Source organism: Streptomyces sp. NPDC005722 (assembly GCF_040630935.1).
In the GTDB taxonomy this organism is placed as follows: Bacteria; Actinomycetota; Actinomycetes; order Streptomycetales; family Streptomycetaceae; genus Actinacidiphila.
Genome location: NZ_JBEXYN010000001.1, coordinates 173,133 through 198,796 on the forward strand (window position 1 = coordinate 173,133; position 25,664 = coordinate 198,796).

Here is a 25,664-nt window from a genome sequence, read left to right on the forward strand (position 1 = left end):
GGGGCCCGCAGCGAGGGATCGGTGGCTGGACCTGACGCTCAAGACGATTAGTATGCATACCTCATGCGGACCGGTTGCGCGGCCGGTCGGGTGGGCGCTCGCTGGCGCAGGACCCTTAATGGATGTTGGGAACGGTGGAGTGTGTGCGCTGAGACCGCTGGAGCGGATGCGCCATATCCTCATCGGAAACGGGGAAACAGCGTCATGCGCGCACCATCGCATATCGAAGTGCCTCAGGCCGTCGACATCTCCGCGTCCGCGGCGTCCCCGCCTCCGGGCACGAGGGCCGACAGGCCGGGCGATCGCCTCGCGTGGGCACCCCGGCGCGACCGGCGGGAGCCGGTCACCCTCGGGACGCGACGCTCCCGCAGTCATCCGCCCAGGGCCAGCTCCCAGTTCCCCACCGGGCTCGCGCCGCCGGACACCGCGGATCGCCGCACTGCCGGACTTGCCCAAGCGCATCCAGTACGAGGGCAATCCTCCGCTTGATTCGCCGCACCTCACGTCGCTCGCCGACCCGGCCGGAATCCGTGAAAGGGCAACCGCCCCGGTAGGCTCCGTAGTCGTCACACCGGCCCCGACGGTGGCGTCAGCCCACGGGCTTCCCACAGGCCCGCGACGCCCGTTCGACCGGCCGTGACCGTCCAGGTCGAAGTCTCCCCCCTGCGTACGGCAACGAGGCCGGCGCGGGTGGCAGCACAAAGGTGACCGTGCGGCGGCAGCACCCCATCAAGTTCGAAGAGCACTCAAAGTTGTACGACGTTTTACGGATAGCCGCACGGCGATTTCGCGGACGGAAGGATAGCGATGGCACATTGTTCGATAGCGGAGATCTCCTGGGAGCGGGTGCACCTTACCCTCACCGTGGACATCACTGGGGATGTTAGTCCGTCGCAGTTCCTGATCGCAGACGGTGACCGTGAACTCCCGGTGAAGTCTCGGCGAATAGCTTCGGGCCGGTACGCGCTGGAGATCAACGTCACCAACTTCCACGGCCGGGGACAGGTGCCGAACGGAACCTGGCGAATCGTTCCTGTGGTGCGTGGCAAGCAATTGCCCGCCGCCGACTTCGACCTCAGCGACACGGACCGGCTGGACGCGGACTCCCGTACCTTCCTGTACGACCGCAACCGCGTCGCATATGTCATTGCGTTCGGGATCTCGGACAACGACGAGAATCCCGAGTTCCTGATGCGGACCTACCAGCTCTTCCGCAAGGCGCCGGTCGTGCCCGGGCAGGGGCCGAAGAAGCCGCTGGCGAGGCGAATCGGGCTGCGGGTGCTGCCGCGGCCGCGTCGCCGCAAGCTCGCCAACCAGTTCTACCGGCTCGCGCGCCGCCTGAACCCGCCGCGCGGCAACAGGATCCTGTTCGCCTCCGAGATGCGCCCCAAGATCGGCGGCAACCTGGCTCGCGTCAATGAGCGGATGATCGAGCGGGGTCTCGACGAGAAGTACTCCCTCCGCTACTCGTTCCGGATCCCCGACACGGCGAACAAGTGGAACACGCTTCGCGTCATCTACCTGCTCGCGACGTCGGACGTCGTGCTGATGGACGACTACTTCGGGCTCCTCGGGCAACTGGGCATCTCCCCGAAGACCAAGATCATCCAGCTCTGGCACGCCGGAAGCGGTTTCAAGGCGGTCGGCTACAGCCGGTTCGGGCGCTACGGTTCGCCGAAGCTGACCAACGCCCACCGCAAGTACACGTACGTGATCACCGGCTCCAAGCACCTCGTGCCGACGTACGCCGAGGCGTTCGGGATCGAGGAGTCGGCCGTCATACCGACCGGCCTGCCCCGAATAGACACGTTCCTCGACAAGGAGCGCACCGAAAAGGTCGTCGAGGACTTCTTCACCGCCCACCCGAAGCTCGAGGGCAAGAGGATCATCCTTTTCGCGCCGACCTTCCGCGGGAAGAGCATCGGCGACGCGCATTACGACTACGACCGCATCGACTTCGCGAAGCTCTACGAGGCCTGCGGGGACAAGTCCGTCGTACTCTTCCGCATGCACCACTTCATCTCGGATCCCGTGCCGATCCCCGCGGAATACTCCGACCGGCTGCTGGACTTCGCGTCGTTCCCGGACACCAACGACCTGCTGCAGGTTACCGACGTGCTCATCACCGACTATTCGTCGGTGATATACGAGTACTCGCTGCTCGACCGGCCGATCCTGTTCTACGCGTACGACAAGGACCGCTACTCGGTCGTCCGCGGATTCCACCGCGACTACGACACCGTCGCTCCCGGCAAGATCTGCGTGACCTTCGACGAACTGCTCTCTGCCCTGCAGAACGAGGACTACGACATCTCGAAGCTCGAGGAGTTCCGGCAGGAGAACGTCGACTACGTCGACACCAATTCGGCGGACCGCGTGATCGACTGGCTGGTTCTGGGCGACCCCGGCGACACGGGCAGGACCGAAAGGCAGGCGTGGCTCGAGCCCGTCACAGATGACACAGCGGTGGGCGACCAGCCGCTCAGCGACCAGTCGGAGGTATGAGCATTATGAACGTGGCGTTGCTTTTCGCCGGCGGCATCGGGTCGAGGATGAACACCCGGGCCCTCCCGAAGCAGTTCCTGGAGATCCACGGCAAGCCGGTGATCATCCACACCCTCGAGCACTTCGAGGCGCACCCGGACATCGACGCCATCGCCATCGCGATCCTCCCCGAGTACCGCGAGCTCATGACGAAGCTGCTGAAGCGGTACGAGATCGAGAAGGTCCGGTGGATCGTCGACGGTGGCGGCACCGGGCAGGAATCGCGGCACAACGCCCTGAAGGCGGTCGCCGCGGACTGCCCCGAGGACACGGTCGTGCTGATCCACGACGGCGTGCGTCCGCTGATCGACGCGAAGCTGATCAGCGCGAACATCGAGATGGTCCTGGAGCGCGGCTCCGCCATCACCTGCACCAAGTTCAACGAGACCGTGGTGTCGAGTGAGCACGACCACATCGACGATGTGATCCCGCGCGACCACATATACGCCGCCCAGGCCCCGCAGAGCTTCCGGATCGGCGAGATCCTGTCGCTGTACGACCGGGCGGTCGCCGAGGGTGAGCACAACAGCATCGACTCGTGCTCCCTCATGCACCGGTACGGTCACAAGATCCACCGTGTGGTCGGCCCCCGCTCGAACATCAAGATCACCACGTCGGAGGACTTCTACTTGTGCCGGACGTTCTTCGAGATCATCGAGAACCAGCAGATCGTGGGTACGTGATCCAGTGAGCACCATCTTCAGTTCGGTCGTGGCGCACGACCTTGATGAGATCCTCGACCGTGACCTGCCGTGGAACGAGCTCTCCGGCTGCACCGTGCTGGTCACCGGGGCCAGCGGCATGTTGCCGTCGTACGTCGTCCACACCCTGCTCGCGCTGAACGACCGGCACGGGCTGGGCATCACCGTGCACGGCCTGGTGCGGAACCGGGAGAAGGCCACCCGGCTGCTCGCGGACCTGCTCGACCGCCCGGACTTCAACCTCGTCGTCCAGGACGTGTCGGAGCCGCTCGAACTGCCGGGCCCCGTGGACTACGTGATCCACGGGGCGAGCGCCGCGCGGCCCGCCCTGCACGGCAGCCAGCCGGTCATGACGATCAAGGCGAACCTGCTGGGCACCTTCCACCTGCTCGACCTGTGCGTGGCGAAGGCCAGCCGCGGGTTCCTGCTGATGTCCTCGGCGGAGGTCTACGGGGCCCAGCCCCCGGAGACCGAGCTCATCGGCGAGCAGAGCTACGGCGGTTTCGACATCCTCAACCCGAGGGCCTGTTACGCCGAGGGCAAGCGCGCCGCGGAGACCATCTGCGCGACCTACCAGGCGCAGTACGGCATCGCCGGCCGCGTCGTCCGGTTCGGTCACGTCTACGGGCCCGGGATGGCGCTCGACGACGGGCGCGTGCAGGCCGACTTCGCGGCGAACGTGGTGCGTGGCAAGGACATCGTGCTCAACAGCGACGGTTCCGGCGTGCGGACGTACACCTACGTGGCCGACGCCATCGCCGGACTGTTCTACGCGCTGCTCCGCGGTGACGAGACGGCCTACAACGTCGCGGACCCGGCCGGTCTGATCTCGATCCGGGGCCTTGCGGAGCTGTTCACCGAGGTGCGCCCGGAGCGTGGGCTGCGGCTGCGGTTCAGCAACGAGTCGGACGAGCGCTCCTACAGCCTGACCAAGAAGCAGGGCCTGGACAGCGCGCGGCTCGCGGCCCTCGGCTGGCGCCCGGTCGTCGGCCTGCCGGACGGGCTCGACCGCATGGTGACCCACCTGGAGTCGAGCACCCCGGCGCAGTAGCGAACCCCGCGCTGCCGCGCTTCACCGGTGATCCGAGACCGGAGCCGAACGGCTCCGGTCTCGATCGTTCACGGGTGCGGGTGCGGGCGCGGCCGCGGCCGCAGACACGACCGCGGGCCACTTCGGCGCGGACGGAGGTCCGCGCCGAAGTGGCCCGCGTGAGCAGCGCCGGTCGTCAGCCCTTCAGGCGGCGCAGAATCCGCCGGGCGAGCCGCCGCGGCGTCCTGGTCGGCAACGGCCGCACCACCGGACTCTTCGGGACCTCCGACTCGTCGGTGAGGTTCCAGTACTGCGGGGACTTCTCGCCCTTGCGCGGATACTGCTCATTCGGGCGGCGCGGCACGACCTCGGGGCGCTCCCAGGCGATGTCCCGCCGCACCACGCGCGCCGGTGCTCCGACGGCTATGCAGTTGTTCGGAACGGACGAGGTGACGATGCTGCGGAATCCGATGACCGAACCGTTGCCGATGGTCACGCCGCCCATCACGACCGCGTGCTTCGCGATCCAGACGTGCTCGCCCACGACGATCGACTGGGACGGGTTCACGCGCTTCTCGGTGCGCACGTCGAAGATCGGGTGGGTGTCGTCGCCACGCACCTCGATGTTCTTCGCGAACATCACGTCGGCGCCGATCGACACCGACACGCCTTCGACGGCGGAGATGAAGGTGCGGCCGGCGCAACCCACGTTCTCGCCGATCCAGATCCGGGACTCGTGCCCGCAGCGCAGCTCGAAGCGGAGACCGGCACGCTTCTTCGTGGTCTGACCGATTTCTATCCGGCCGTTGTCCCCGGTGAAGGTGACGAGCAGGTCCTTGATGTCCGCATTCGGGCTGATGACGAGTGTGTTGTTCGAACCCTTGAACCGAATGTCGATCTTGTTCTCGAGGGGCTCACCGTCGTAGACGATCTCGTTTCCGTGCTCGTCCTTGTACCGCTCGAGTTTGTGGAGTTGCAGCAGCATCCTGTTCAAGGGGTGTGTCGCGACCCGATCAGGGCCGGACCAACCCCTCATACCTCCATTCGACCTGTGTGTCGTGCTTCAGGTTTCCGATGACTCCGTGCAACGAACGAGGCATCGTCAATGGGGAGTCGGGAGCTGTGAGGCGGCGGATGAGGGCCGCGAACCCCTGCGGGCCACATTGTGCTCGATGCTGCGGCGGACTGATCAGCATACCTGAGTCGGGCGTGGGGGCATAGGTCGTGCTTCACCCGGGATCCTCGGGTGAAAGTCCTGTGCCGACGGTACGCAGAGCGGCCCGGTGCAATGGTGCGCGAATCACTCCGCAAGGCCTCATTGCCGGAGGAAATGCGGGACCTGTGCGTCGGGGAATGACCTTCGACACCCGCTGCCGGGTGGGCCGCTGCCCGGGGCCCAGGAATTTTTCTGCCGGGCCTGTGCTGATTTTCCGATTTCGGTAATCACGGGGTGGTAGTCCCGCGGCGGGCGGCCGCGCGAACAGTGGAATAGCTGTGGGGAGCCGTGAGCATTCACCGTCCGGCCGTCCGGACCGATGCCGCGCACGGTGCCGGCTCCGTCCGGTCACAGCACGGTGACGGAACCGGTGCACCGGCAAACGGCGCGGGCCCGGCGGGCCACGATGGCGGCATGCGTACACGCCTCAGCACCGGAGTGCTCCTCGCCGCCGTGCTCCTCGCGGTCACCGCCTGCAGCTCCGGCACCGACGACGACGCCGGCGGCAAGCCCGAGGGCGGCGGCGCCTCGCCGACCGCGGGTGCGCCCGGGTCGAAGGTGCCGGACATCAGCGAGGGCGTCCCGCAGGAGCCGACCGGGGCCGAACGCACGGCGCTGGTGGCCGCGCTCAAGGCGGTCGACCCGGCCCTGGCCGCCGACGCCGACAAGGCCGTGGCCAACGCGCGTCAGCAGTGCGCCACCATCACCGGCGGCGGCAACGCGGTGGCCGCCGCCCAGTCGCGCTTCGGCAGCGCCGGCCATCAGGTCACGGAGGAAGAGGCCAAGGCGATCAACGCGGTGTTGGAGCGGACGCTCTGCCCGTCCTGAGCCGCCCCGCCCACGGCAGCGGCCACCGGGTCGACACCGTCGAAGCGGACCAGCCCCCGGGCCCGCGACAGGAAGAACGAGCCGCCGCGGACGTCCGAGGGTCCGGGGACGGACCGTCCGTCGTCGCCCTCGACCAGGTCGCGGGCCGGCCAGTGGGCACCGTGGAGCCGCCCCGGCAGCGGGAATCGCCGGAACGCCGCGTCCGGCTCCGGTGGTCGCCGTCCTCGTCCGGCGTGGCCGCGAGCGTCCCCGGGGCGCGGGCGACGAGCCGGGAGTCGATGCGGTCCCGGGCGTGTCCGGCCGCCGTGGCGGACAACGTGGCTTCCCCCTTGGACGTGTGCGCCCGAACCCTGGCGGTGGCCACCGGATGTCGGGGGCCGGGGGAGGGATATATTCGCGCGGGCGTTCGTCGCTTCGCCCTTCCGTGAGGAGCCGTTCCGTGCAGCCTCCGTCGTTTCCCTCGTACCCCGACCGGCCGGTGCTCCCGCCCGTGGCGCGGCGGGCGCCGCTGAACGGGCTCGCCGTGGCCGCGCTGGTGACCGGGCTGCTGTGCTTGCCGCCGGTGGCCGGTGTCGTGCTGGGGAGCATCGCGCTGGTGCAGATCAGGCGGACGGGCGCGCGCGGCAGGGGCATGGCCGTCACCGGGCTGGTGCTGTCGGCCGTCGGCACGCTGCTGTGCGCGTTCGTGCTCGCCGGTGGCGCGGGCGCCTTCGTCAAGGGCTTCAGGGAGGGCGCCCGGGACGGGGCGCGGGACAGCGGCGCGCTCTCGCTGCGCCGGGGCGAGTGCTTCGGCACCTCCGGCGCCGGCGTGGAGGACCCGGACGCCGGCATGGACGCCGCACCCTGCGCCCGGCGGCACGCGGCGGAGGTGGTCGGGGCGTTCCGGCTGCCCGGGTCCCAGGACTACCCGGGCGACGCGGCGCTCGAGGACCGTGTGGAGGAGCGCTGCCGGCGGCTGGCGGACGGCTACGCCATGGACAGCTGGGCGGTCCCGCCGGACGTCAAGGTGTACTACTACGCCCCGGACCGGGAGAGCTGGAAGCTCGGCGACCGCGCGGTGACCTGCGTGTTCGGCAAGGCGAAGGGGACGCTCGAGGGCTCGTTGCGGCAGGACGCGAGCACCCTCGACGCGCACCAGCTCGCCTACCTCGAGGCCGCCGGCGCCCTCAACGAGGTCATGGCCGAGGGGCCCGAGGAGGAGTACGTCGGGGACGACCTCGACGGCTACCGGGAGTGGGCCGGCCGGGTCGCGGTGGCCCTCGCCGCGGAGGCCCGGGCGCTCGAGGCCCACGACTGGCCGGCCGGCGCCGCGGAACCGGTCGCGGCGCTCGCGGCGGAGGCCGGGAAGGCCCGCGTCCTGTGGGCCAGGGCCGCCGAGGCGGAGGACGCGGACGCCTACTACGAGCACTACGAGGCCGCCGACGCCCACAGCGGTCACGGCGAGGCCGTCAGGGCCCGGGAGGCACTGGGGCTGGCCACGACGGTCGCGGCGGCGAACCCTTCGGTGTGATCAGCCCGGACTCGTAGGCGTAGACGACGAGTTGGGCGCGGTCGCGGGCACCCAGCTTGGTCATCGCGCGGCTCACGTGGGTCTTGGCGGTCAGCGGGCTGATGACCATCCGTCCGGCGACCTCGTCGTTGCTGAGCCCGCGGGCGACGAGCGCGAGCACCTCGCGCTCCCGGTTGGTCAGCGCCTCCAGGCCCGCCACATGGGTGGCGTCGGGCGGCCGTGAGACGAACTCGCCGATCAGCCTGCGGGTGATGGCGGGGGAGAGCAGGGCGTCGCCGCGCCGGGCGACGTGGATGGCCTGGACGAGGTCGGCGGGTTCGGTGTCCTTCAGCAGGAAGCCGCTGGCGCCGGCGCGCAGCGCGTCGAAGACGTACTCGTCCAGGCCGTAGTTGGTGAGGATGACCACGTGCACCCCGGCCAGCCGTGGGTCGGCGGCGATCAGCCGGGTCGCGCCGATCCCGTCGAGCACCGGCATCTGGACGTCCAGGAGCACCACGTCGGGCACGTGCCGCCGGGCGAGTTCGACGCCCTGCTGCCCGTCGCCCGCCTCGGCCACCACCTCGATGCCCTCCTCGGCGTCGAGCAGGGCGCGGAAACCGGCCCGCATCAGCGCCTGGTCGTCGACGATCAGCACACGGATCACGACACCTCCTCCAGCGGCGCCCCGCCCGGCTTCGCCGTGGCGGCCGCCGGCAGCGCGTCCAGGGGGAGTTCGGCCCGTACGGAGAAGCCGCCCTCGGGCCGCGGCCCCGCCCGCAGCCGTCCGCCGAGCGCGGCCACCCGCTCCCGCATCCCGGTCAGCCCGACCCCGGGCACCGTGCCGTCGGCGGGGGTCGCCGTGCCGTCGTCGTCGACCTGCACGACCAGTTCCCGGTCGCCGTACTCGATGCGGACGGTGGCCCGGGGCTGCGGCCCGGCGTGCCGGGTGACGTTGGTGAGGGCCTCCTGCACGATGCGGTACGCGGCCCGGTCGACCCCGTCGGCCAGCGGCCGTTCGCGTCCGCCGACCGTGACGTTGGTCGGCAGCCCGGCCGTGCGCGAGCGCTCCACCAGGTCCTCGATCCGGTCCAGCCCGTGGCCGCCGCCGGTGCCGCGCAGCACCTCCAGGGTGGCGCGCAGCTCCCGCATCGCCTCCCCGCTCGCCTCCTGGATCGCCAGCAGCGTGTCGGGCACCTCCTCGCCGCGCTTGCGGGCCAGGTGCACGGCGACCCCGGCCTGCAGCTTGATGATCGAGATGCTGTGGGTGAGCGAGTCGTGCAGCTCCCGGGCGATCCGCAGCCGCTCCTCGCCGGCCCGGCGCAACGCGGCCTCCTCGCGGGTGCGTTCGGCGTCCAGGGCCCGTCGCTCCAGCTGCTCCAGGTAGGCCCGGCGGTGCCGGCCCACCACGGCCATGGCGACCGAGGCCAGGAACCAGCCGAGCAGCAGCGCGGTGGACTGCGCGGAGGTGGGCGCGGGCTGCCCGGAGGCGAGGTAGCCGGCGAGGAACGTCAGGGCGGACACCTGCACCGGAAGCCGCTTGCCGCCCGCCCTGACGGTCATGTGGACGGCGACCAGCACGGGGAACGCCGCCGAGGGCCCGGGGTGCACCCGCAGCGCGTACGCCAGCATGCAGCCGGTGCACAGCAGCAGCGCCGCCGCGGGACGGCGGCGGCTCCCGCACACGGCCAGCGTGCCCACCAGGCCCAGTGCCAGGTCGAGGGCGTTCGTGGGGTGCGGCCCGCCGGGCAGCAGCAGGACGCCCGCGGCGAGGACGAGACCCGCCACGGCGTCGAAGGCGAGGCCCCGCCACCCCCGCAGCCCGGCCCATCCCTGACGCCCGATCAGCGTGCCACCCATGCCCGCACCCTACGCCGCCGCGCCCGGCGGCACGTCCTCCCCGAAGACGGCTCCGCGGCTACTCCCGGCGGAGTAGTGCGGCCCGCGCCCGCGGCGCCCGGAGCAGCGGCAGGTCCCTTCCCGCGGACGACGACCGGACGGCCCCCGGACGGCCACGATCGACCCGTCGCGCACACCAGCGTCCACGAGCCCGTCAGCGAGGAGGCCCGGCCATGCCCACGCCCTTCCGTCTCACCACCCCCGCGCCGCCCGGCGGCGCCACGGGCCGGACCGCCGCGGTCTACGCCCAGCTCGCCGCCGACTTCGGCATCGGTCACGCGCCCACCTTCGTGGCGTTGTCGGCCGCCCCCGACCTGCTCGCGGCGGCCTGGGCCGTGCTGCGCGAGTCGCTGCTCGCCGGCCGCGTACCGCGGGCCGACAAGGAACTGGTCGCCGTCGGGGTGTCGGCGGCGAACCGCTGCCCGTTCTGCGTGGACGCCCACACCGTCCTGCTGCACGCCACCGGCGACCACCGTCTCGCCGAGACCGTCGCCCGCGGCGGCACGCCGGGCGACCCCGGGCAGGCGGCGCTGGTCGCCTGGGGCAGGGCGACCGCGACCCCCGGCACCCCGGCGGCCGCGGCGTACCCCTTCGCTCCGCGGGACGCGCCGGAGTTCGTCGGCACCGCCCTCGCCTTCCACTTCGTCAACCGGATGGTGTCCGCGTTGCTGACCGAGGACCTGCTCCCCGGCGGGCTGCAGCGGCTGCGGCTGGTGCGCAGCCTCGGCGGCCGGGCCCTGGCCCGCACCGTCCGCAGGCCGCTGCCGCCCGGCGCCAGCCTGCCCCTGCTGCGCGGTCCGGCCGGGCCCGTGCCACGGTGGGCCGCCGACGCCCCGGTGGGCACCGCCTTCGCGGCGCTGCGGCGGGCCGCGGCCGTCGGCGGGGAACGGCTCGGGGACACGGCCCGGGAGGCGGTCGTGGCCGCCGTGGACGCCTGGGACGGCACGCCGCCGCCGCTCGGCGGCGATCCGGCCGCCGCGGCGCTCGCAGCCGTGCCCGTCGCCGAACGTCCCGGCGCCCGGCTGGCGTTGCTCGCCGCCCTCGCCCCGTACCGGATCACCGAGGCCGACGCGGAAGCCTGGCGGATCGCCGATCCCGACCCCTACGACGCCGATCTGGTGCGGCTGCTGGCCTTCGGCGCCATGACCGCCGTGAGCAGGATCGAAACCTCGTTCCACGAGTCTTTGCGTCGCCCCAGGTTGACAGCCCATTGACAGAACCACGACGATGCGTGGTGCCACTGGGGCCGATGAGCCCCGTGTGCACTTCGACCACTCGCCCGGTGACGCCTCGGCCTGCTCACGTACGGGGAGAGCTGCCGTCAGCCGCGCCCGCCGGGCCACGCAACGCCAAGATTGGGTTCTGCATGTCCATATCGCGACGTGTCACCGTCGGACGGCTGCTGGGCGTGAGCGCCGCGGCCGTCGCCCTCACCGCCGTGGGTGCCACCTCCGCCTGGGCCGGCGACTGCCCGGGCGGCAAGGGCTGGGACCGCGGTGGCCACCACGGCTACAAGCCCGGCCAGGGCGGTGGCACCAAGACCTCCACCGACCGCTGCGAGTTCTCGCTCGACGGTACGGCCTGGTACCCGTCGGTCAAGGTCGACGACGTCAACCTCAAGCCCGGCGAGGACGGCAAGGTCCACGTCAAGGTCCGGGTCGCGGACGGCTCCTCGTCCTGCACCGTGTCCCTCGCCTCCTACCGCACCCACGGCGCCACCTTCCAGACGTCGGGCAAGCAGGTGTTCCACGACTGGGACACCGTGAAGATCACCACCGGCACCGACACGCTCGACGTGGCCGTCCCGGACGTCACCTGCTTCGCGCAGGTCGACCTGTACTACGGCAACAAGAAGTACGACGGCGTCCTGGACGCCAACGACGGCTACGAGCACGGCGACCTGCCCGAGGGCCCGGACCACGCGGTCATCGGCGACAAGAAGATCGCCTGGTGGAACGGCGGCACGAAGGACTGCACCACGCAGACCGTCCCGTCCACCCCGGCCACCGACACCCCGACCACCCCCGCGGGCGACGAGACCACCCCCGCCGGTGACGAGACCACGCCGGCCGGCGGCGAGGAGACCACCCCCGCCGCGACCGCGACCCCCTCGGACACCGCCCCCGCCTCCGAGGAGGCGTCGGCCTCGGCCTCCGCCTCCCCGTCCGGGTCCGTCGAGGCCGAGACCTCCGAGTCCCCCAACGGCGGCTCGGGCGACCTCGCCGAGACCGGCAGCGGCAACGTCGGCATGCTCTCGGCCGCCGCGGCCGTGCTGCTGGCCGCCGGTGGCGCCGTGGTCGTCGCGACCCGTCGCCGTCAGGCCGCCCGCCGGCACTGACGCCCGCAGGCACCCGCACCCGTCGTGCGGAGGAGGGGTACGGCTGCGTCAGCAGCCGTACCCCTCCGTCGTGCCGGGCCGGACAGCCGCCCTACGCGCTCTAGCCCCCGCTCCGTACGGATTGGAACAATCCGAACCTGACCGTAGGGACCGAGGCGGGGGGCCGCATGACATCTCCGGGGGACACCGCCGTCGGCGAGCGCTACCCGACCGTGGACGAGGTCGCCGCGGCGGCCAGGGCCCTGGCGCTGCGCAGGCCCGACGTCTGCCGGCTGCGGACGGTGGGCCTGTCCCGGGCCGGGGAGCCGCTGCTGCTGCTCTCGGTCGGGCACGGATCGCGCAACGTCCTGGTGGTGGCGGGCCCGCACGCCAACGAGATGGTCGGCGGCGCCACCGCGCTGCTGCTGGCCCGCCGGGTCACCGCCGACCCCGCGCTGCGCGACGGGACCGACGCCGCCTGGCACTTCCTGCTGTGCGCGGACCCGGACGGCGCCCGGCTCAACGAGGCCGTCCCCGACGCCCGGTTCACGATGCTCGGCCACTACCGGCACTTCTTCCGCCCGCGCGCCGCGGAGCAGCCCGAGTGGCTGCCGGACGACGGCACCCTGGACGGGGCCCTGCCCGAGACCCGGGCGCTGATCGGGGTCATCGACGAGCTGCGGCCGGTGCTGCAGTGCTCGCTGCACGGCATCGATGTGGGTGGCACCTTCATCCAGGTGACCCGGGACATCCCACGACTGGCGGAGCGGATCGCCAAGTCCGCCGCCGAGTTCGACATCCCCCTGGAGGCCGGCTCCTCCGACGCCTTCCACTGGCCGAGCCCCGGCCCCGGGGTGTACGTGCTGCCGCCGCCGGGCGGCCCGCCCGAGGACGCCTCCAACTCCACCTGGACGTACGCCCACCGGTACGGCGGGGTGACCGCGATAGCGGAGGTGCCCATGTGGGCGTGCGACCGCGCCGCGGACACCTCGCCGCACCCGGGTGCCGACGGGGCGCTGCGCACCGCGGGGGAGGCGCTGCGCCGCGCCAGCCTGCTGGTCGGCGGGCTCATCGGGGAGGTGCGGCCGCACCTGCCCGACGACGGCGGGCCGTTGCTGCGTGCCGCGCAGGAGATCGTCGCGGTCGGTCCGGCGCTCGCCGCTGACTGGGACCCGGCGCTGCGCACGGCGGCCGCGCCGCCGCTGCCCGCGATGACCCGGGCCCGGGTCAGCAGCGTCGAGATCTACGCGCAGCGACTGCCGTTGCGCGCCGCCGCGATGCTGCTGCGGGTGGTCCGTGCGGCGGAGCTGCCGCCGGTCCCGTCGGCGGCCGTGCGGGAACTGCTGGAGCGGCTGGTGGCGGACTGGTGCGAGGCGTACGCGACGGCGCACCGGGCCCGCTGGATCCCGGTGCGGCACCAGGCGGAGCAGCACGCCAGGGTGGTCCTGGCGGCCTTCGATCTGCTGCCCGGGTGACGCGACACGGGTAAAGCCTTGCGGAAGGCTTGCGGGTGGCAACCCTGAGTTGTCAAGCTGTTGCACACAGTCAACCCGAGGGAGGGGCACGTGCCTTTCGGTGAGCAGCCCGCGTACCTGCGCGTCGCCGAGGATCTCCGCCGGAAGATCCTCGACGGCAGCCTCCCTCCGCACACCCGCCTGCCCTCGCAGGCCCGCATCCGCGCCGAGTACGGGGTGTCGGACACCGTCGCCCTCGAGGCCCGCAAGGTGCTGATGGCCGAGGGCTTCGTCGAGGGCCGTTCCGGTTCCGGGACGTACGTGCGCGAGCGCCCCGACCCACGGCTGGTCGTGCGCACGGGCTACCGTCCCGGCAGCGGTCAGGCGACGCCGTTCCGGCAGGAGCAGGCCGACGAGGGCTTCAAGGGCACCTGGGAGTCGAACAGCTTCCAGGACACGGCGAACGCGCGCATCGCCGAGCGGCTGGGCGTCAAGCCCGGCGACCGCGTGATGCGCACGCGCTACCTCTACCGGACGGAGGGCGAGCCGATGATGCTCGCCACCTCCTGGGAGCCGCTGTCGGTGACCGGCCGCTCGCCCGTCCTGCTGCCCGAGGAGGGCCCGCTGGCCGGCCAGGGGGTGGTGGAGCGCATGGCGGCACTCGACGTCGTGGTCGACAACGTGGCCGAGGACGTCGGCGCCCGGCCCGGGCTCGCGGAGGAGACCGCGGTGCTCGGCGGGGTGCCCGGGCACGTCGTCATCGAGATCCGCCGTACGTACTACGCGTCGGGGCTGCCCGTCGAGACCGCGGACATCGTCATCCCGGCCGACCGCTACCGGGTGTCGTACCGGATGCCGGTGAAGTGACCCCCCTCGGGCGCCGGGCGGCGCCCGGGGAGCGGACCGGGCCGCGCCGGCCCGGTACCGGGGGCCGCGCCCGTTGTGCGCCGGTGCGGGCAAGGCCGCTGGTGGGCCGCGTGTCCGCGGGGCGCCGGGGGTGCGCGCGGGGCGGAGGGCGGCGCCGGGGCGCACACCGATGTACGAAGGGCGCGGGCAAGAGCCCCTTCTGAGTCAACTCCCCATCGAACATGGCCCGATCGAGTCGAATACTGCCCGAACGTGTCCGGCGCGTCACGTTCGGGCGTAGGCTCCGGCATATGCGCATCGCCGTTTCCTCGGACATGGACGAGCCGGTCGCGCGACTGGTCGTCGACGAACTGCGCCGTCGCGGGCACACCGTGGTCGCCTACGGCGCGCTGCGCGCCGGCGATCGCGAGGACTGGGCCTGGAGCGCGGAGACCGCCGCCCGCGAGGTCGCGGAGGGCCGCGCCGACCAGGCCGTCGTGTGCTGCTGGACGGGCACGGGCGCCTCCATCGCCGCCAACAAGGTGCCCGGCGTGCGCGCCGCCCTCTGCGCCGACGCGTACTCAGCGGACGGTGCCCGCAAGTGGAACGACGCCAACGCCCTCGCCCTGAGCCTGCGCCTGACCAGCGGGCCCCTGCTCCGGGAGATCCTCGACGCCTGGTTCGCCGGCGCCCCGAGCGACGAGGACGACGACCGGGCCAACGTGGCGCACCTGGAGGAGATCCGATGAGCGAGCTGGTCTGGGTCGTCATACGTCAGGACGACAACGGCAACCGCTACCGGGTCGGCCGCTACGCCACCCGGCAGGAGGCCGAACGCGTCGCCGACACCCTCGACGCCCGCGGCCACAAGCAGCTCTACCTCATCGAGCGGATAGACCGGCGCGCGTCGTAGCCGTCCGCCGCGGATAGGGTGCCGCCCATGACGACGCACGACGTGACGGTGGTGGTCGGCGCGGCCGTGCTCGACCGGGGCCGGCTGCTCGCGGCGCGGCGCAGCGCGCCGCCGGAGCTGGCGGGGCGCTGGGAACTGCCCGGCGGGAAACTTGAACCCGGGGAGACGGCGCCGCAGGCACTGGTCCGTGAGCTCCGCGAGGAACTGGGCGTGGAGGCCGAGGCGCTGGAGCGGGTCCCCGGGGAATGGCCGCTGAAGCCCGGTTACGTCCTGCAGGTGTGGACCGCCCGCATCCTCTCCGGGCAGCCCCGGCCCCTGGAGGACCATGACGAGCTGCGCTGGCTCACCCCCGACCGCCTCGACGAGGTGGACTGGCTCGACCAGGACCGCCCCGCCGCCACCTGGGCCGCCACCCGCGCCACCCCCCAGGACTGATCCGGCCCCTCCCGACCCTGGCGGGTCCCTTCCGACGCGGGCCCGCCCCGGCCGGACGCCCGGACCACCCGGCCCGCTCGGGCTCCGGACCCGTACGGGCCCGGGCGACCTCGCCCGGGGCCCGGGCCCGGACCCCGCGGGCCGACGCCCGGTGATCCGGAGGGGAACTCCCGGGCCCCGCGCCGCCCGGACGTCCCACCACCCCGGCCCCCGCCCTCGCAGCCGCACCAGGCGCCCGGACGCCCCGCGGCCCCTCCGCGGCGCGCCGGGACGGATATGCGGTGCGGAATATCGGGTATGGGGGGATTGATCCACCGACGGGGACCGGCCCCGAGCCGGTGGCCCTGCGATGGTCTGGGGTCCCCACACGTGAGCGGGAGCGAGGACGGCACGGCGAAGGGCGAGGCCCCGGGACGCCCCGGGTCCCCGGCCGGGCACGCGCGAGCCCACGCCGGGCTGCAGCCGGGGCCCGCGGGACGGGCGCCGGGCGGACCGCCCACCGCATCCGGGACGCTCCTCGACACCCTGCGGCTGGCCGTCGTCATGCTCGACACCTCCGGCCGGGTCCTGCTCTGGAGCCCCCTCGCGGAGGAGATGCTCGGCTGGGCGGGCGAGCACATCGTGGGCCGCCGGATCTCCGTCCTGCTCGACCCCGTCGAGGACGGCGGCCGGGCGGGGCGGCCCCCGGAAGCCGTGTCCGCCGCCCGGCGGACGCCCTCCGTGCCCCGGCCCGGTCCCAGCGAGCGGATCCTGGCGGAGCTGCTGCGCACCGGCCGCTGGGACGGTGTGCTCGCCGTCCGGCACCGCGACGGCCACCGGGTGCAGGTCGAGGCGCGGGCCTCGCTCCTCGTGGACGGGGACGGCCGGCCCTTCGTCCTGGTGTCGATCGCCGAGACGAGCCGGATCCGCGGCATGGAACACGACCTGGCGGCCCTGGACTCGCTCTTCGACTCCTCGCCGCTGGGCGTCGCCATCTTCGACACCGAGCTGCGCTACGTCCGTGTCAACGAGGCACTGACGCGGATGAACGAGGTCCGCGCCGAGGACACCCTCGGCCACCGCGTCGAGGAGATCGTGACCGCCGGGGCCGCCGACGAGCTGACCACCCTCCAGCGGCACGTGCTGTCCACCGGACGCCCCGTCATCGACGTCGTCGTGCCCGGCCCCTCCGGCGGCTGGCGCTCGGTGTCGTACCACCGGCTGGAGGACCGCGCGGGCCGGGTGCTGGGCATCAGCTGCAGCGTGATGGACGTGACGGAGCGCCAGCAGAGCGCGGAGAAGATCGAGCGCACTCGGCGCCGGCTGGCGCTGCTCAACGACGTCGGCTCGCGCCTGGCGGACCTGCTGGACGTGCGGCGGATCGCCGAGCAGCTGGCCAGGACCGTCGTGCCGCGGTTCAGCGACTACAGCGGGGTGATCCTGCACGCGGCCGTGCCGGACGGCGGCGAACTGCCCGGCGCCCCGTACGGGGAGCGCACCGAGATGCGCCAGCTCGGCATCGGGGCGGTCAAGGAGGGGCCCCTGGTCGACCGGATGCTCGGCATCGGCAAGGTCATCCAGGTCGACCGGGCGTCCGTGTTCGGGTCCGTGCTGCACAGCGCGCGGCCCGCCTTGGTGCGCAGCGCGGACGAACTGCGCGACGGCGTCGCCACCTTCCCGGGCGACCCCAAGGTGCAGGCCGCCGTGGACCTCGGCATCCACTCCCTGCTGGTCGCGCCGCTGCGGGCCCGCGGCATCGTCCTCGGGCTGCTGGTCGTCAGCCGCGCCGGCGGGCGCGAACCCTTCGACCGGGACGACGTCGACCTCGCCATGGAGCTGTGCGACCGCTCCGCCGCCGCCCTGGACAACGCCCGCCTCTACATCCGTGAGCGCGAGGGCGCATTGATGCTGCAGCGCAGCCTGCTGCCGCGGAGCGTGCCCGAGCCGCCCGGCGTGGACCTCGCCTTCCGTTACGTCCCCGGCAGCACCGGGGCGGCGGCGGGGGGCGACTGGTTCGACGTCATCCCGCTCGCCGGCGGCCGGGTCGCCCTCGTCGTCGGCGACGTCGTCGGCCACGGGCTGCGCGCCGCCGCGACGATGGGCCGGCTGCGCACCGCCGTGCGGACCCTGGCGGCGCTGGAGATGGCGCCGGAGGAGCTGCTGCGCCGCGTCGACGACCTCGGCGACGACCTCGCGGCGGGCACCGCCGAGGGCTGGACGGCGACCTGCGTCTACGCCGTCTACGACCCCTCCACCCGGCGGCTCGCCGTGGCCCGCGCCGGGCACCCGCCGCCCGTCCTGGTGGAGCCCGCGGCCCACGGGGGCGGCCGGGCCCGGCTGCTGGACTCCCCGGCCGGGGTGCCGCTGGGCGTCGGCGGCGTGGAGTTCGAGTCGGTCGAGCTCGACGTGCCCGACTCCTCCGTCCTCGTGCTCTACACCGACGGCCTGGTCGAGGCGCGCGGCGAGGACATCGGCGTCGGCATGGACCGGCTGCGGTCGGTGCTCGCCCGCCGTCCGCTGCGCTCCCTGGAGGAGGCCTGCGACGACCTGCTGGCCACCCTCGTCCAGGGCCGCGAACCCGACGACGTGGCCCTGCTCGTGGCCCGCCTCGGCGGTCTCCCGGAGGGCAGCACCGCCCACTGGACGTTCTCGGCCGAGCCGAGCGCCGTCCGCCGTGCCCGGCGGCACGTACGGGAGACCCTCGCGGAGTGGGGCCTGCGCGAGCTCACCGACGTCACCGTGCTGCTCGTCAGCGAACTCGTCACCAACTCCCTGCGGTACGCCCGCGGGCCGATCGGCGTGCGCATGGTGCGCGGTACGTCGTTGCTGGTCGAGGTCTCCGACCCGCTGCCCGACCCGCCCCGCAGGCGCGCCCCGGCCGAGGAGGACGAGGGCGGCCGCGGACTGCAACTGGTCGCCCACGCCTCCCGGCGCTGGGGGACGCGGCACGGCCCGCTGGGCAAGACGGTGTGGTTCGAGCTGGCTCTCCCCGGCGGCCCGGCGGCATCCGGGGGCGGCTCCCGCGGATGACCGGTCACGCACGGTTCGGCGGGCCGGAGCAGGGTAGTTGAAGTGGGGCGTCGGCGGAATCCGTACGCCTCGAGATGATGCTGTGATCGACAAGTGCATGTGCGGAACGGGGGTAATGCTGGATACTCGGCACCAGCCGGTCCGTATGTGTGAGCTGGAGGGGTCGGGCGTGAGCGATGAGCCGTCGGGGGCTGTTGGGCCCCGGAACCCTGAGGCCGTGACACAGAGCGCCTGGCAGTCCAGTCCGCCCGGCTCCCTCTACGACTACATCCGGGTGGCCTCGTTCTCCCTCGGCCCCGACGGGCGGATCGAGCAGTGGAGCGAGCGCGCCGAGGAGTTCTTCGGCGTTCCCGCGTCCGAGGCGCTCGGCCAGGACCCGATCACCGCCTTCGTCCCCGAGGACCGGCGCACCCGGGCGCACGAGCGGATCGCGGAGATCCTCGACGGCCGCGAGTGGATCGGCACCGTGCCGTACCGCGACAAGGCCGGCCAGGAGGGCCTGGCCGAGGTCTACGTGATGCCCTCGCGCAGCGAGACCGGGGCGCGCGGGGCGCTGTGCATCGCCGTGGACGTCCGCGTGCTGCGCCAGATCGAGACCGACCTCGCGTCCTCGCAGGCGGTGTTCGGCCAGTCGCCGATGGGCTTCATCCTCTTCGACACCAACCTCAAGCTGCTCCGGGTCAACCAGCGCTTCGCCACCGTCTTCGGCCGGCACACCGGCGACCACCGCGGCCGCACCCCGCACGACTTCCTGTCCCGGGTCGAGGCCGACCGGCTCACGGCCGCGCTCAAGCAGGTGCTGGACAGCGGTGATCCGGTCCTGGACATGACGATCGTGGGCACCGTCCCCTCCGGCTCGGGCACCAACAACCGCAGGCGCTGGTCGATCTCCCTGTACCGGCTGCACAGCGGCAGCGGCCGCCCCATCGGTGTCGCGGGCCTCGCCCAGGACGTCACCGGACGCCAGCGGGCCGAGCGGGAGGCCGCGCACACCCGCCGCAACCTCGCCCTGCTCAACGAGGCCAGCCGGCGCATCGGCAGTTCCCTGGACCTGGAGACCACCGCCCGCGAACTGCTCGACGTCGCCGTGCCGCACTTCTGCGACCTGGCCTCCGTCGACCTGTACCAGGCGCTGCTGGTCGGCGAGGAGGGCCCGGTCGGCACCGCCGACGGCAGCGGTGAGGTGCGCAGGGTCGCCTTCGCCAGCGCCGTGTCCGACGCGCCCGTGGTCCCGCTGGACGGCGGCCACGCGGGCGGCCCGGTCTCGGTGGGCGCCGTGCACCGCTACCCCTTCAACTCGCCCTGGGCGGGCGCCCTGCGCACCGCCCAGACCCAGGTCATAGGCGCCGACGGCGGCGACCAGGAGGTGGAACTCGGCGAACTCGGCGGCGGCCTGGTGCAGTCCACCCTCGCGGTGCCCGTCGTCGCCCGTGACACCGTGCTGGGCCTGGTCCAGTTCGCCCGCGCCAAGGGCAGTGAGCCCTTCTCCGAACGGGACCGGATGCTCGCCGAGGAACTCGCCGCCCGCGCGGCCGTGTTCATCGACAACGCCCGGCTGTACCGGCGCGAGCACGAACGCGCCCTCATCCTGCAGCGCAGCCTGCTCCCGCCGGGCAACCCCGAGGCCGCCGGACTCGACATCGCCTGCCGCTACCTGCCCGGCAACATGGAGACGGAGGTCGGCGGCGACTGGTTCGACGTCATCGAACTCCCCGGTCACCGCACGGCGCTCGTCGTCGGCGACGTCATGGGCCGCGGTCTGCGCGCCGCCGTCGCCATGGGCGAACTGCGCACCGCCGTACGCACCCTGGCGCTGCTGGACATCGAGCCGGCCGACGTGCTCACCGCCCTCGACGAGGTCGCCCGCGGCCTCGGCGGCAGCGGCGACGGCCGCAGCAGCCGGCGCGGCAAGGAGGCCGACGGCTCGGACCTGTCCGAGGTCTACCTCGCCACCTGCGTGTACGCCGTCTACGACGCCATCTCCCGCCGGGTCACCATCGCCAACGCCGGCCACATGCCGCCGGTCCTGGTCGAGCCCGGCGAGCAGGCCATGATGCTGGAGGTGCCCACCGGGATGCCGCTGGGCGTCGGCGGGGAGCCCTTCGAGGAGGTCGAGGTCGACTTGCCGGACGGCGCCCTGCTCGCCCTCTACACCGACGGCCTCGTCGAGTCCCGCAACCACCCGCTCGACGAGGGCCTGCGCGCCTTCCGGGCCGCGCTCGACGAACCCCAGCGGCCGCTGGAGGACGTCTGCGACCACATACTCGCCCGGCTGGACACCGCCCACGGCGAGGACGACATCGCCCTGCTCATGGCCCGCGTCCACGGCCTGCCCGCCGACTCCGTCGGGGACTGGACGCTGGAGCCCAACCCCCGCTCCGTGGCCCGCGCCCGCGAACTCGCCCGCGACTGCCTGCTCTCCTGGGACCTGTCCGCGCTGGTCGACACCACGGAACTGCTCGTCAGCGAACTGGTCACCAACGCCCTGCGGCACGGCCAGGGCGACATCCGGCTGCGTCTGCTGCGCGACCGCACGCTGGTCTGCGAGGTGTGGGACGACGCCCTCGTCCAGCCGCGCCGGCGCCGCGCCCGCGCCACCGACGAGGGCGGCCGCGGACTGCAGCTGGTCTCCCTGCTGAGCACCCGCTGGGGGTCCCGCCGCACCCACCGCGGCAAGACGGTGTGGTTCGAGCTGGACCTGCCCTCCGAGGGCGAGGGCAGCACGGGCGAGGACACGATCGAGGCGCTGCTCAGCCTCTTCTGAGCAGCGCCCCGACGCCGGGTGCGACGGTCCCGGTCAGCTCCTGCGGCGGATCTTGTCGCCGAGCCAGACCAGCGGGTCGTACTTGCGGTCCACCGCGCGCTCCTTGAGCGGGATGAGCGCGTTGTCGGTGATCTTGATGTGCTCGGGGCAGACCTCGGTGCAGCACTTGGTGATGTTGCAGTAGCCCAGTCCGTGGTCTTCCTGGGCCGACCGCTTGCGGTCCAGGCCCTGCTCCTCCGCCGCGTCCAGCGGGTGCATGTCCAGCTCCGCCACCCGCATCAGGAAGCGCGGACCGGCGAACGCCTTCTTGTTCTCCTCGTGGTCACGGACGACGTGGCAGGTGTCCTGGCACAGGAAGCACTCGATGCACTTGCGGAACTCCTGCGAGCGCTCGACGTCCTGCTGGTGCATCCGGTACTCGCCCGGCGCCACGCCCTCGGGCGGGACGAAGGACGGCACCTCCCGGGCCTTCTCGTAGTTGAAGGACACGTCCGTCACCAGGTCCCGCACCACGGGGAAGGTCCGCATCGGCGTGATCGTGACGGTCTCCTCCCGGTCGAACACCGACATGCGGGTCATGCACATCAGCCGCGGCCTGCCGTTGACCTCCGCGCTGCACGAGCCGCACTTGCCGGCCTTGCAGTTCCACCGCACCGCCAGGTCCCCCGCCTGGGTGGCCTGCAGGCGGTGGACGATGTCGAGGACCACCTCGCCGTCGTGCACCTCGACCTGGTAGTCCTGGAGCCCGCCGCCGTCCGCGTCGCCGCGCCAGACCCTGAAGTGCGCCGTGTACGAACTCACCGGTCCAGCTCCTCGTCCGTCAGGTACTTCAGCAACTCGTCCTTGTCGAAGAGCGCGAGCAGGTCGGGCCGGATCGGTTCCGTCTCGCGCCGGCCGACCGTCACCTCGCCGAACGCGTCCGCCGGGTCGGAGAGTTCACAGACCAGGTTGAGCTTGCGCCAGCGGCGGTCCATCTCCGGGTGGTCGTCCCGGGTGTGGCCGCCCCGGGACTCGGTGCGCTCCAGCGCCGCCCGGGCCACGCACTCGCTCACCAGCAGCATGTTCCGCAGGTCGATGGCGAGGTGCCAGCCCGGGTTGAACTGCCGGTGCCCCTCGACGCCGGCCCGCCGGGCCCGGACCCGCAGCGCGTCCAGCCGGGTCAGCGCCTCCTCCATCTCGCCCTGCCGGCGGATGATGCCGACCAGGTCGTTCATCGTCTGCTGCAGTTCCTGGTGGAGCGTGTACGGGTTCTCGGGCGCCCCGTCCGGCACGGCCTCGGCCTCGGCACTGAACGGCCGCAGCGCCTCCGCTGCCGCGGAGTCGACCTGCCACTCGGCGACGGCCGGCCGGGCGCCGCCCAGCCCTGCGGCGTACTCGGCCGCGTGCAGACCCGCCCGGCGCCCGAAGACCAGCAGGTCGGAGAGGGAGTTGCCGCCCAGCCGGTTGGAGCCGTGCATGCCGCCGGCCACCTCTCCGGCCGCGAACAGCCCGGGCACCCCGGCCGCCGCCGCGGTGTCCGGGTCGACGTCCACCCCGCCCATCACGTAGTGGCAGGTGGGGCCGACCTCCATGGCCTCCGTGGTGATGTCGACGTCCGCCAGCTCCTTGAACTGGTGGTGCATCGAGGGCAGTTTGCGCCGGATGACCTCGGCGGGCAGCCGGGTCGACACGTCCAGGAACACCCCGCCGTGCGGGGAGCCGCGGCCCGCCTTGACCTCGGAGTTGATGGCGCGGGCCACCTCGTCGCGGGGGAGCAGCTCCGGGGGCCGGCGGTTGTTGTCCGGGTCCTCGTACCAGCGGTCGCCCTCGTCCTCGCTCTGCGCGTACTTCTCCTTGAAGACGTCGGGGACGTAGTCGAACATGAACCGCTTGCCCTCGGAGTTGCGCAGCACCCCGCCGTCGCCGCGGACCGACTCGGTGACGAGGATGCCCTTCACCGACGGCGGCCAGACCATCCCGGTCGGGTGGAACTGCACGAACTCCATGTTGATCAGCGGCGCCCCGGCGAGCAGCGCCAGCGCGTGCCCGTCGCCGGTGTACTCCCAGGAGTTCGACGTCACCTTGAAGGACTTGCCGATGCCGCCGGTCGCCAGCACCACGGCGGGCGCCTCGACGACGAAGAAGCGGCCCGATTCGCGGACGTAGCCGAAGACGCCGGACACCTTCCCCCCGGGCCCTCGGCCGGGGGGCACCCCCGTCTCGCTCCGCTCGTCCTCCTTGAGGACCCGGGTGACCGTGCACTCCTGGAAGACCTTCAGCCGGGCCTCGTAGTCGCCGTACTCGCGGTGGTCCTCCTGCTGCAGCGAGACGATCTTCTGCTGGAGGGTGCGGATCAGCTCCAGGCCCGTGCGGTCGCCGACGTGCGCCAGGCGCGGGTACTCGTGGCCGCCGAAGTTGCGCTGGGAGATCCGCCCGTCCTTGGTGCGGTCGAAGAGCGCGCCCCAGGTCTCCAGCTCCCAGACCCGGTCCGGTGCCTCCCGGGCGTGCAGCTCCGCCATCCGCCACTGGTTGAGGAACTTCCCGCCGCGCATGGTGTCGCGGAAGTGGACCTGCCAGTTGTCGTGCGGGTTGACGTTGGCCATGCTCGCGGCGATGCCGCCCTCGGCCATCACGGTGTGCGCCTTGCCGAAGAGCGACTTGCAGATCACGGCGGTACGCATGCCCTGCTCGCGCGCCTCGATGGCGGCGCGCAGCCCCGCCCCGCCCGCGCCGACCACGACGACGTCGTACGCGTGCCGTTCGACTTGTGCCATCAGAAGAACCTCGGATCGTCGAACGCCCCACTGGCGACCAGGTAGACGTACAGGTCGGCGAGCGCCACGCTCACCAGCGAAAGCCAGGCCAGCAGCATGTGGCGGGAGTTGAGCTTCCCCACCCAGGTCCACATGCGGTACCGCACCGGGTGCTTGGAGAAGTGCCGCAGACGGCCGCCGACGATGTGCCGGCAGGAGTGGCACGAGGCGGTGTACGCCCAGATCAGGGCGATGTTCACCAGCAGCACCAGGGTGCCCAGGCCCATGTGGCCCCACGCCCCGTGCTCGTCGCGGAAGGCGAGCACGACGTCGTAGGTCAGGATCCCGGCGACCGGGATGGCGAAGTAGAAGAAGTACCGGTGGATGTTCTGCAGGATCAGCGGGAACCGCGTCTCACCGGTGTACTTCTCGTGCGGCTCGGCCACCGCGCAGGCGGGCGGCGAGGCCCAGAAACCGCGGTAGTACGCCTTGCGGTAGTAGTAGCACGTCAGGCGGAAGCCCAGCGGGAAGATCAGCACCAGCAGCGCGGGCGACAGCCCCCACCAGTCGCCGAACAGCGGCCAGCGGGCGCCGAGGGGCATGTCCGCGCAGTTCGCGCCCAGGCAGGGCGAGTAGAACGGCGAGACGTACGGCTCGGCGTAGTAGTGCGCGTTGGCGAAGGCCCGCCAGGTCGAGTAGACGACGAAGGCGCCCAGGCCGAGCGCGGTCAGCAGGGGCTGCACCCACCAGCGGTCGGTGCGCAGATGTCGTGCCGGAATGGCCGCGCGCCCGGCGGAAAGTACGCCGTGGCGCGCGGGTGGAGCGGGTGGAGTCGGTGGAGCGGGGGGTTGTGTGTCGGTGGCCAAGGACTACTCCCTAGGGCGCTCGGCGGCCCGGCGCCCCCAGCCCTTCGTCTTCCGCGCCGGACCAGAGACTGGGGTCGTACGGCGTATCCGGGATCGTCACCATGTCCTGCCGCGGCTTCTGCGCGGCCGGGGTGGTCCCGACGCTGTCGCGCAGCAGCGCGAGGTCGTCGCTGAGGTGCTTCGTGTCGGCACGTACACGCCTCATGTCCAGGCTGTCGCCGACGTGCTGCTCCAGCTTGGACACGGCCCGGCCCAGTTCGTCGAGCCGGCGCTGTACCGATGCAAGTTCGTCCTGCAGGGACATGGCTGTCCTCACTTCCGCCACGTTGCGGGTGCACGACGCTGGCGCCAAGCGAGTGTCGCGCGTCACAGTCGCGCTTGGGAAGGGATCTGCACGGATTCTCCCACCTACGGGTGGCGCGCGCCCGGTGCGGACGCGCCGTGGCGTGGGGATTCCCCCGAAGGCCGCGCACCCGTGCGGGGGCGGTGCCCGCTCCGCGGGGCGGGGGCCCGCCGTGGCGTTGCGCCGGGCGGGTGGGAGGGCGGGGACGCGCGACGTGTCGAGGGCGTCCGGGTCGCGGAATGGCTTTCAGTAGGTGCGATAAGCGGCAAATAGACCGCCCC

General features: G+C 72.5%; 21 protein-coding genes. 14 read left to right on the top strand and 7 right to left on the bottom strand.

The genetic code is table 11. The annotated features are described in order from the left end of the window. Positions 1 to 1,038 precede the first annotated feature (1,038 nt). From ABZ479_RS00810 to ABZ479_RS00820, 3 genes are read left to right on the top strand one after another with little or no spacing between them, the layout of a single operon-like run. Positions 1,039 to 2,505 (top strand): CDP-glycerol glycerophosphotransferase family protein, encoded by a 1,467-nt coding sequence (locus ABZ479_RS00810; protein ID WP_500459163.1) that lies wholly within the window; start codon positions 1,039 to 1,041, stop codon positions 2,503 to 2,505. Beyond that, entirely contained in the window at positions 2,502 to 3,227 is a 726-nt protein-coding gene (locus ABZ479_RS00815; protein ID WP_500459164.1) for an IspD/TarI family cytidylyltransferase, read from the top strand. The genes ABZ479_RS00810 and ABZ479_RS00815 overlap by 4 nt, the downstream gene beginning before the upstream one ends. Positions 3,228 to 3,231: 4 nt before the next feature. Beyond that, complete coding sequence (locus ABZ479_RS00820) at positions 3,232 to 4,296, top strand: NAD-dependent epimerase/dehydratase family protein (protein ID WP_500459165.1); 1,065 nt, start codon at positions 3,232 to 3,234, stop codon at positions 4,294 to 4,296. A 175-nt stretch (positions 4,297 to 4,471) separates the two neighbouring features. Here the strand turns inward: ABZ479_RS00820 and ABZ479_RS00825 are convergent, their stop codons facing one another. Next, complete coding sequence (locus tag ABZ479_RS00825; RefSeq protein ID WP_500459166.1) at positions 4,472 to 5,260, bottom strand: acyltransferase; 789 nt, start codon at positions 5,258 to 5,260, stop codon at positions 4,472 to 4,474. A 645-nt stretch (positions 5,261 to 5,905) separates the two neighbouring features. Here ABZ479_RS00825 and ABZ479_RS00830 point away from each other — a divergent pair. After that, positions 5,906 to 6,319: a hypothetical protein gene (locus tag ABZ479_RS00830; RefSeq protein WP_500459167.1), complete on the top strand. Its 414-nt coding sequence runs from the start codon at positions 5,906 to 5,908 to the stop codon at positions 6,317 to 6,319. A gap of 439 nt (positions 6,320 to 6,758) precedes the next feature. Then, positions 6,759 to 7,829, top strand: coding sequence for a DUF4190 domain-containing protein (locus tag ABZ479_RS00835; protein ID WP_500459168.1), 1,071 nt, complete (start codon positions 6,759 to 6,761; stop codon positions 7,827 to 7,829). Here the strand turns inward: ABZ479_RS00835 and ABZ479_RS00840 are convergent. Together ABZ479_RS00840 and ABZ479_RS00845 are read right to left on the bottom strand one after the other, a co-directional pair. Continuing rightward, complete coding sequence (locus ABZ479_RS00840; protein ID WP_500459169.1) at positions 7,768 to 8,472, bottom strand: response regulator; 705 nt, start codon at positions 8,470 to 8,472, stop codon at positions 7,768 to 7,770. The genes ABZ479_RS00835 and ABZ479_RS00840 overlap by 62 nt on opposite strands. Next, a complete protein-coding gene (locus ABZ479_RS00845) occupies positions 8,469 to 9,665 on the bottom strand; it encodes a sensor histidine kinase (protein WP_500459170.1) in 1,197 nt (398 codons plus the stop codon). Before ABZ479_RS00845 ends, ABZ479_RS00840 begins: the two co-directional genes overlap by 4 nt. 212 nt (positions 9,666 to 9,877) lie before the next feature. On the opposite strand from ABZ479_RS00845, the gene ABZ479_RS00850 reads away from it, so the two are divergent. The 9 genes from ABZ479_RS00850 (at position 9,878) to ABZ479_RS00890 (ending at position 21,442) form a co-directional block, all read left to right on the top strand. Further along, positions 9,878 to 10,918 carry a carboxymuconolactone decarboxylase family protein gene (locus tag ABZ479_RS00850; protein WP_500459171.1) on the top strand — a complete coding sequence of 347 codons (1,041 nt, stop codon included), beginning with the start codon at positions 9,878 to 9,880 and terminating at the stop codon, positions 10,916 to 10,918. A gap of 152 nt (positions 10,919 to 11,070) precedes the next feature. After that, positions 11,071 to 12,042 carry a hypothetical protein gene (locus tag ABZ479_RS00855; protein ID WP_500459172.1) on the top strand — a complete coding sequence of 324 codons (972 nt, stop codon included), beginning with the start codon at positions 11,071 to 11,073 and terminating at the stop codon, positions 12,040 to 12,042. Between the two features lie 167 nt (positions 12,043 to 12,209). Next, complete coding sequence (locus tag ABZ479_RS00860) at positions 12,210 to 13,496, top strand: M14 family zinc carboxypeptidase (protein WP_500459173.1); 1,287 nt, start codon at positions 12,210 to 12,212, stop codon at positions 13,494 to 13,496. Between the two features lie 90 nt (positions 13,497 to 13,586). Beyond that, positions 13,587 to 14,342 carry a GntR family transcriptional regulator gene (locus ABZ479_RS00865; RefSeq protein WP_499607167.1) on the top strand — a complete coding sequence of 252 codons (756 nt, stop codon included), beginning with the start codon at positions 13,587 to 13,589 and terminating at the stop codon, positions 14,340 to 14,342. Between the two features lie 290 nt (positions 14,343 to 14,632). Beyond that, entirely contained in the window at positions 14,633 to 15,070 is a 438-nt protein-coding gene (locus tag ABZ479_RS00870; RefSeq protein ID WP_499607164.1) for an RpiB/LacA/LacB family sugar-phosphate isomerase, read from the top strand. Beyond that, positions 15,067 to 15,234, top strand: a complete 168-nt coding sequence (locus ABZ479_RS00875; RefSeq protein ID WP_361808082.1) for an SPOR domain-containing protein — start codon at positions 15,067 to 15,069, stop codon at positions 15,232 to 15,234. Before ABZ479_RS00870 ends, ABZ479_RS00875 begins: the two co-directional genes overlap by 4 nt. A gap of 27 nt (positions 15,235 to 15,261) precedes the next feature. Beyond that, on the top strand, positions 15,262 to 15,669 hold the full coding sequence (locus ABZ479_RS00880) for a (deoxy)nucleoside triphosphate pyrophosphohydrolase (RefSeq protein ID WP_500459174.1): 408 nt from the start codon (positions 15,262 to 15,264) through the stop codon (positions 15,667 to 15,669). A gap of 369 nt (positions 15,670 to 16,038) precedes the next feature. Next, positions 16,039 to 18,678, top strand: a complete 2,640-nt coding sequence (locus tag ABZ479_RS00885; RefSeq protein WP_500459175.1) for a SpoIIE family protein phosphatase — start codon at positions 16,039 to 16,041, stop codon at positions 18,676 to 18,678. Between the two features lie 145 nt (positions 18,679 to 18,823). After that, on the top strand, positions 18,824 to 21,442 hold the full coding sequence (locus tag ABZ479_RS00890) for a SpoIIE family protein phosphatase (protein ID WP_500459176.1): 2,619 nt from the start codon (positions 18,824 to 18,826) through the stop codon (positions 21,440 to 21,442). Between the two features lie 33 nt (positions 21,443 to 21,475). Here ABZ479_RS00890 and ABZ479_RS00895 read toward each other — a convergent pair whose 3' ends face one another. Genes ABZ479_RS00895 through ABZ479_RS00910 form a run of 4 tightly spaced genes read right to left on the bottom strand, consistent with a single transcriptional unit; the run spans position 21,476 to position 25,344 of the window. Further along, entirely contained in the window at positions 21,476 to 22,243 is a 768-nt protein-coding gene (locus ABZ479_RS00895) for a succinate dehydrogenase/fumarate reductase iron-sulfur subunit (protein ID WP_499607154.1), read from the bottom strand. Further along, positions 22,240 to 24,195 (bottom strand): fumarate reductase/succinate dehydrogenase flavoprotein subunit, encoded by a 1,956-nt coding sequence (locus ABZ479_RS00900; protein WP_500459177.1) that lies wholly within the window; start codon positions 24,193 to 24,195, stop codon positions 22,240 to 22,242. The genes ABZ479_RS00895 and ABZ479_RS00900 overlap by 4 nt, the downstream gene beginning before the upstream one ends. Further along, positions 24,195 to 25,040 (bottom strand): succinate dehydrogenase subunit SdhC, encoded by an 846-nt coding sequence (sdhC, locus tag ABZ479_RS00905; protein ID WP_500459178.1) that lies wholly within the window; start codon positions 25,038 to 25,040, stop codon positions 24,195 to 24,197. Before sdhC ends, ABZ479_RS00900 begins: the two co-directional genes overlap by 1 nt. A 10-nt stretch (positions 25,041 to 25,050) precedes the next feature. Next, positions 25,051 to 25,344, bottom strand: coding sequence for an Rv0250c family protein (locus tag ABZ479_RS00910; RefSeq protein ID WP_499607147.1), 294 nt, complete (start codon positions 25,342 to 25,344; stop codon positions 25,051 to 25,053). Positions 25,345 to 25,664: the final 320 nt, after the last annotated feature.

Bases quoted from the DNA above. Each gene is read 5' to 3' on its own strand.
- ABZ479_RS00815 (WP_500459164.1), top strand. From the start codon at position 2,502: ATGAGCATTATGAACGTGGCGTTGCTTTTCGCCGGCGGCATCGGGTCG.
- ABZ479_RS00825 (WP_500459166.1), bottom strand. From the start codon at position 5,260: ATGCTGCTGCAACTCCACAAACTCGAGCGGTACAAGGACGAGCACGGA.
- ABZ479_RS00830 (WP_500459167.1), top strand. From the start codon at position 5,906: ATGCGTACACGCCTCAGCACCGGAGTGCTCCTCGCCGCCGTGCTCCTC.
- ABZ479_RS00845 (WP_500459170.1), bottom strand. From the start codon at position 9,665: ATGGGTGGCACGCTGATCGGGCGTCAGGGATGGGCCGGGCTGCGGGGG.
- ABZ479_RS00850 (WP_500459171.1), top strand. From the start codon at position 9,878: ATGCCCACGCCCTTCCGTCTCACCACCCCCGCGCCGCCCGGCGGCGCC.
- ABZ479_RS00855 (WP_500459172.1), top strand. From the start codon at position 11,071: ATGTCCATATCGCGACGTGTCACCGTCGGACGGCTGCTGGGCGTGAGC.
- ABZ479_RS00860 (WP_500459173.1), top strand. From the start codon at position 12,210: ATGACATCTCCGGGGGACACCGCCGTCGGCGAGCGCTACCCGACCGTG.
- ABZ479_RS00870 (WP_499607164.1), top strand. From the start codon at position 14,633: ATGCGCATCGCCGTTTCCTCGGACATGGACGAGCCGGTCGCGCGACTG.
- ABZ479_RS00875 (WP_361808082.1), top strand. From the start codon at position 15,067: ATGAGCGAGCTGGTCTGGGTCGTCATACGTCAGGACGACAACGGCAAC.
- ABZ479_RS00880 (WP_500459174.1), top strand. From the start codon at position 15,262: ATGACGACGCACGACGTGACGGTGGTGGTCGGCGCGGCCGTGCTCGAC.
- ABZ479_RS00890 (WP_500459176.1), top strand. From the start codon at position 18,824: ATGTGTGAGCTGGAGGGGTCGGGCGTGAGCGATGAGCCGTCGGGGGCT.
- ABZ479_RS00900 (WP_500459177.1), bottom strand. From the start codon at position 24,195: ATGGCACAAGTCGAACGGCACGCGTACGACGTCGTCGTGGTCGGCGCG.
- ABZ479_RS00910 (WP_499607147.1), bottom strand. From the start codon at position 25,344: ATGTCCCTGCAGGACGAACTTGCATCGGTACAGCGCCGGCTCGACGAA.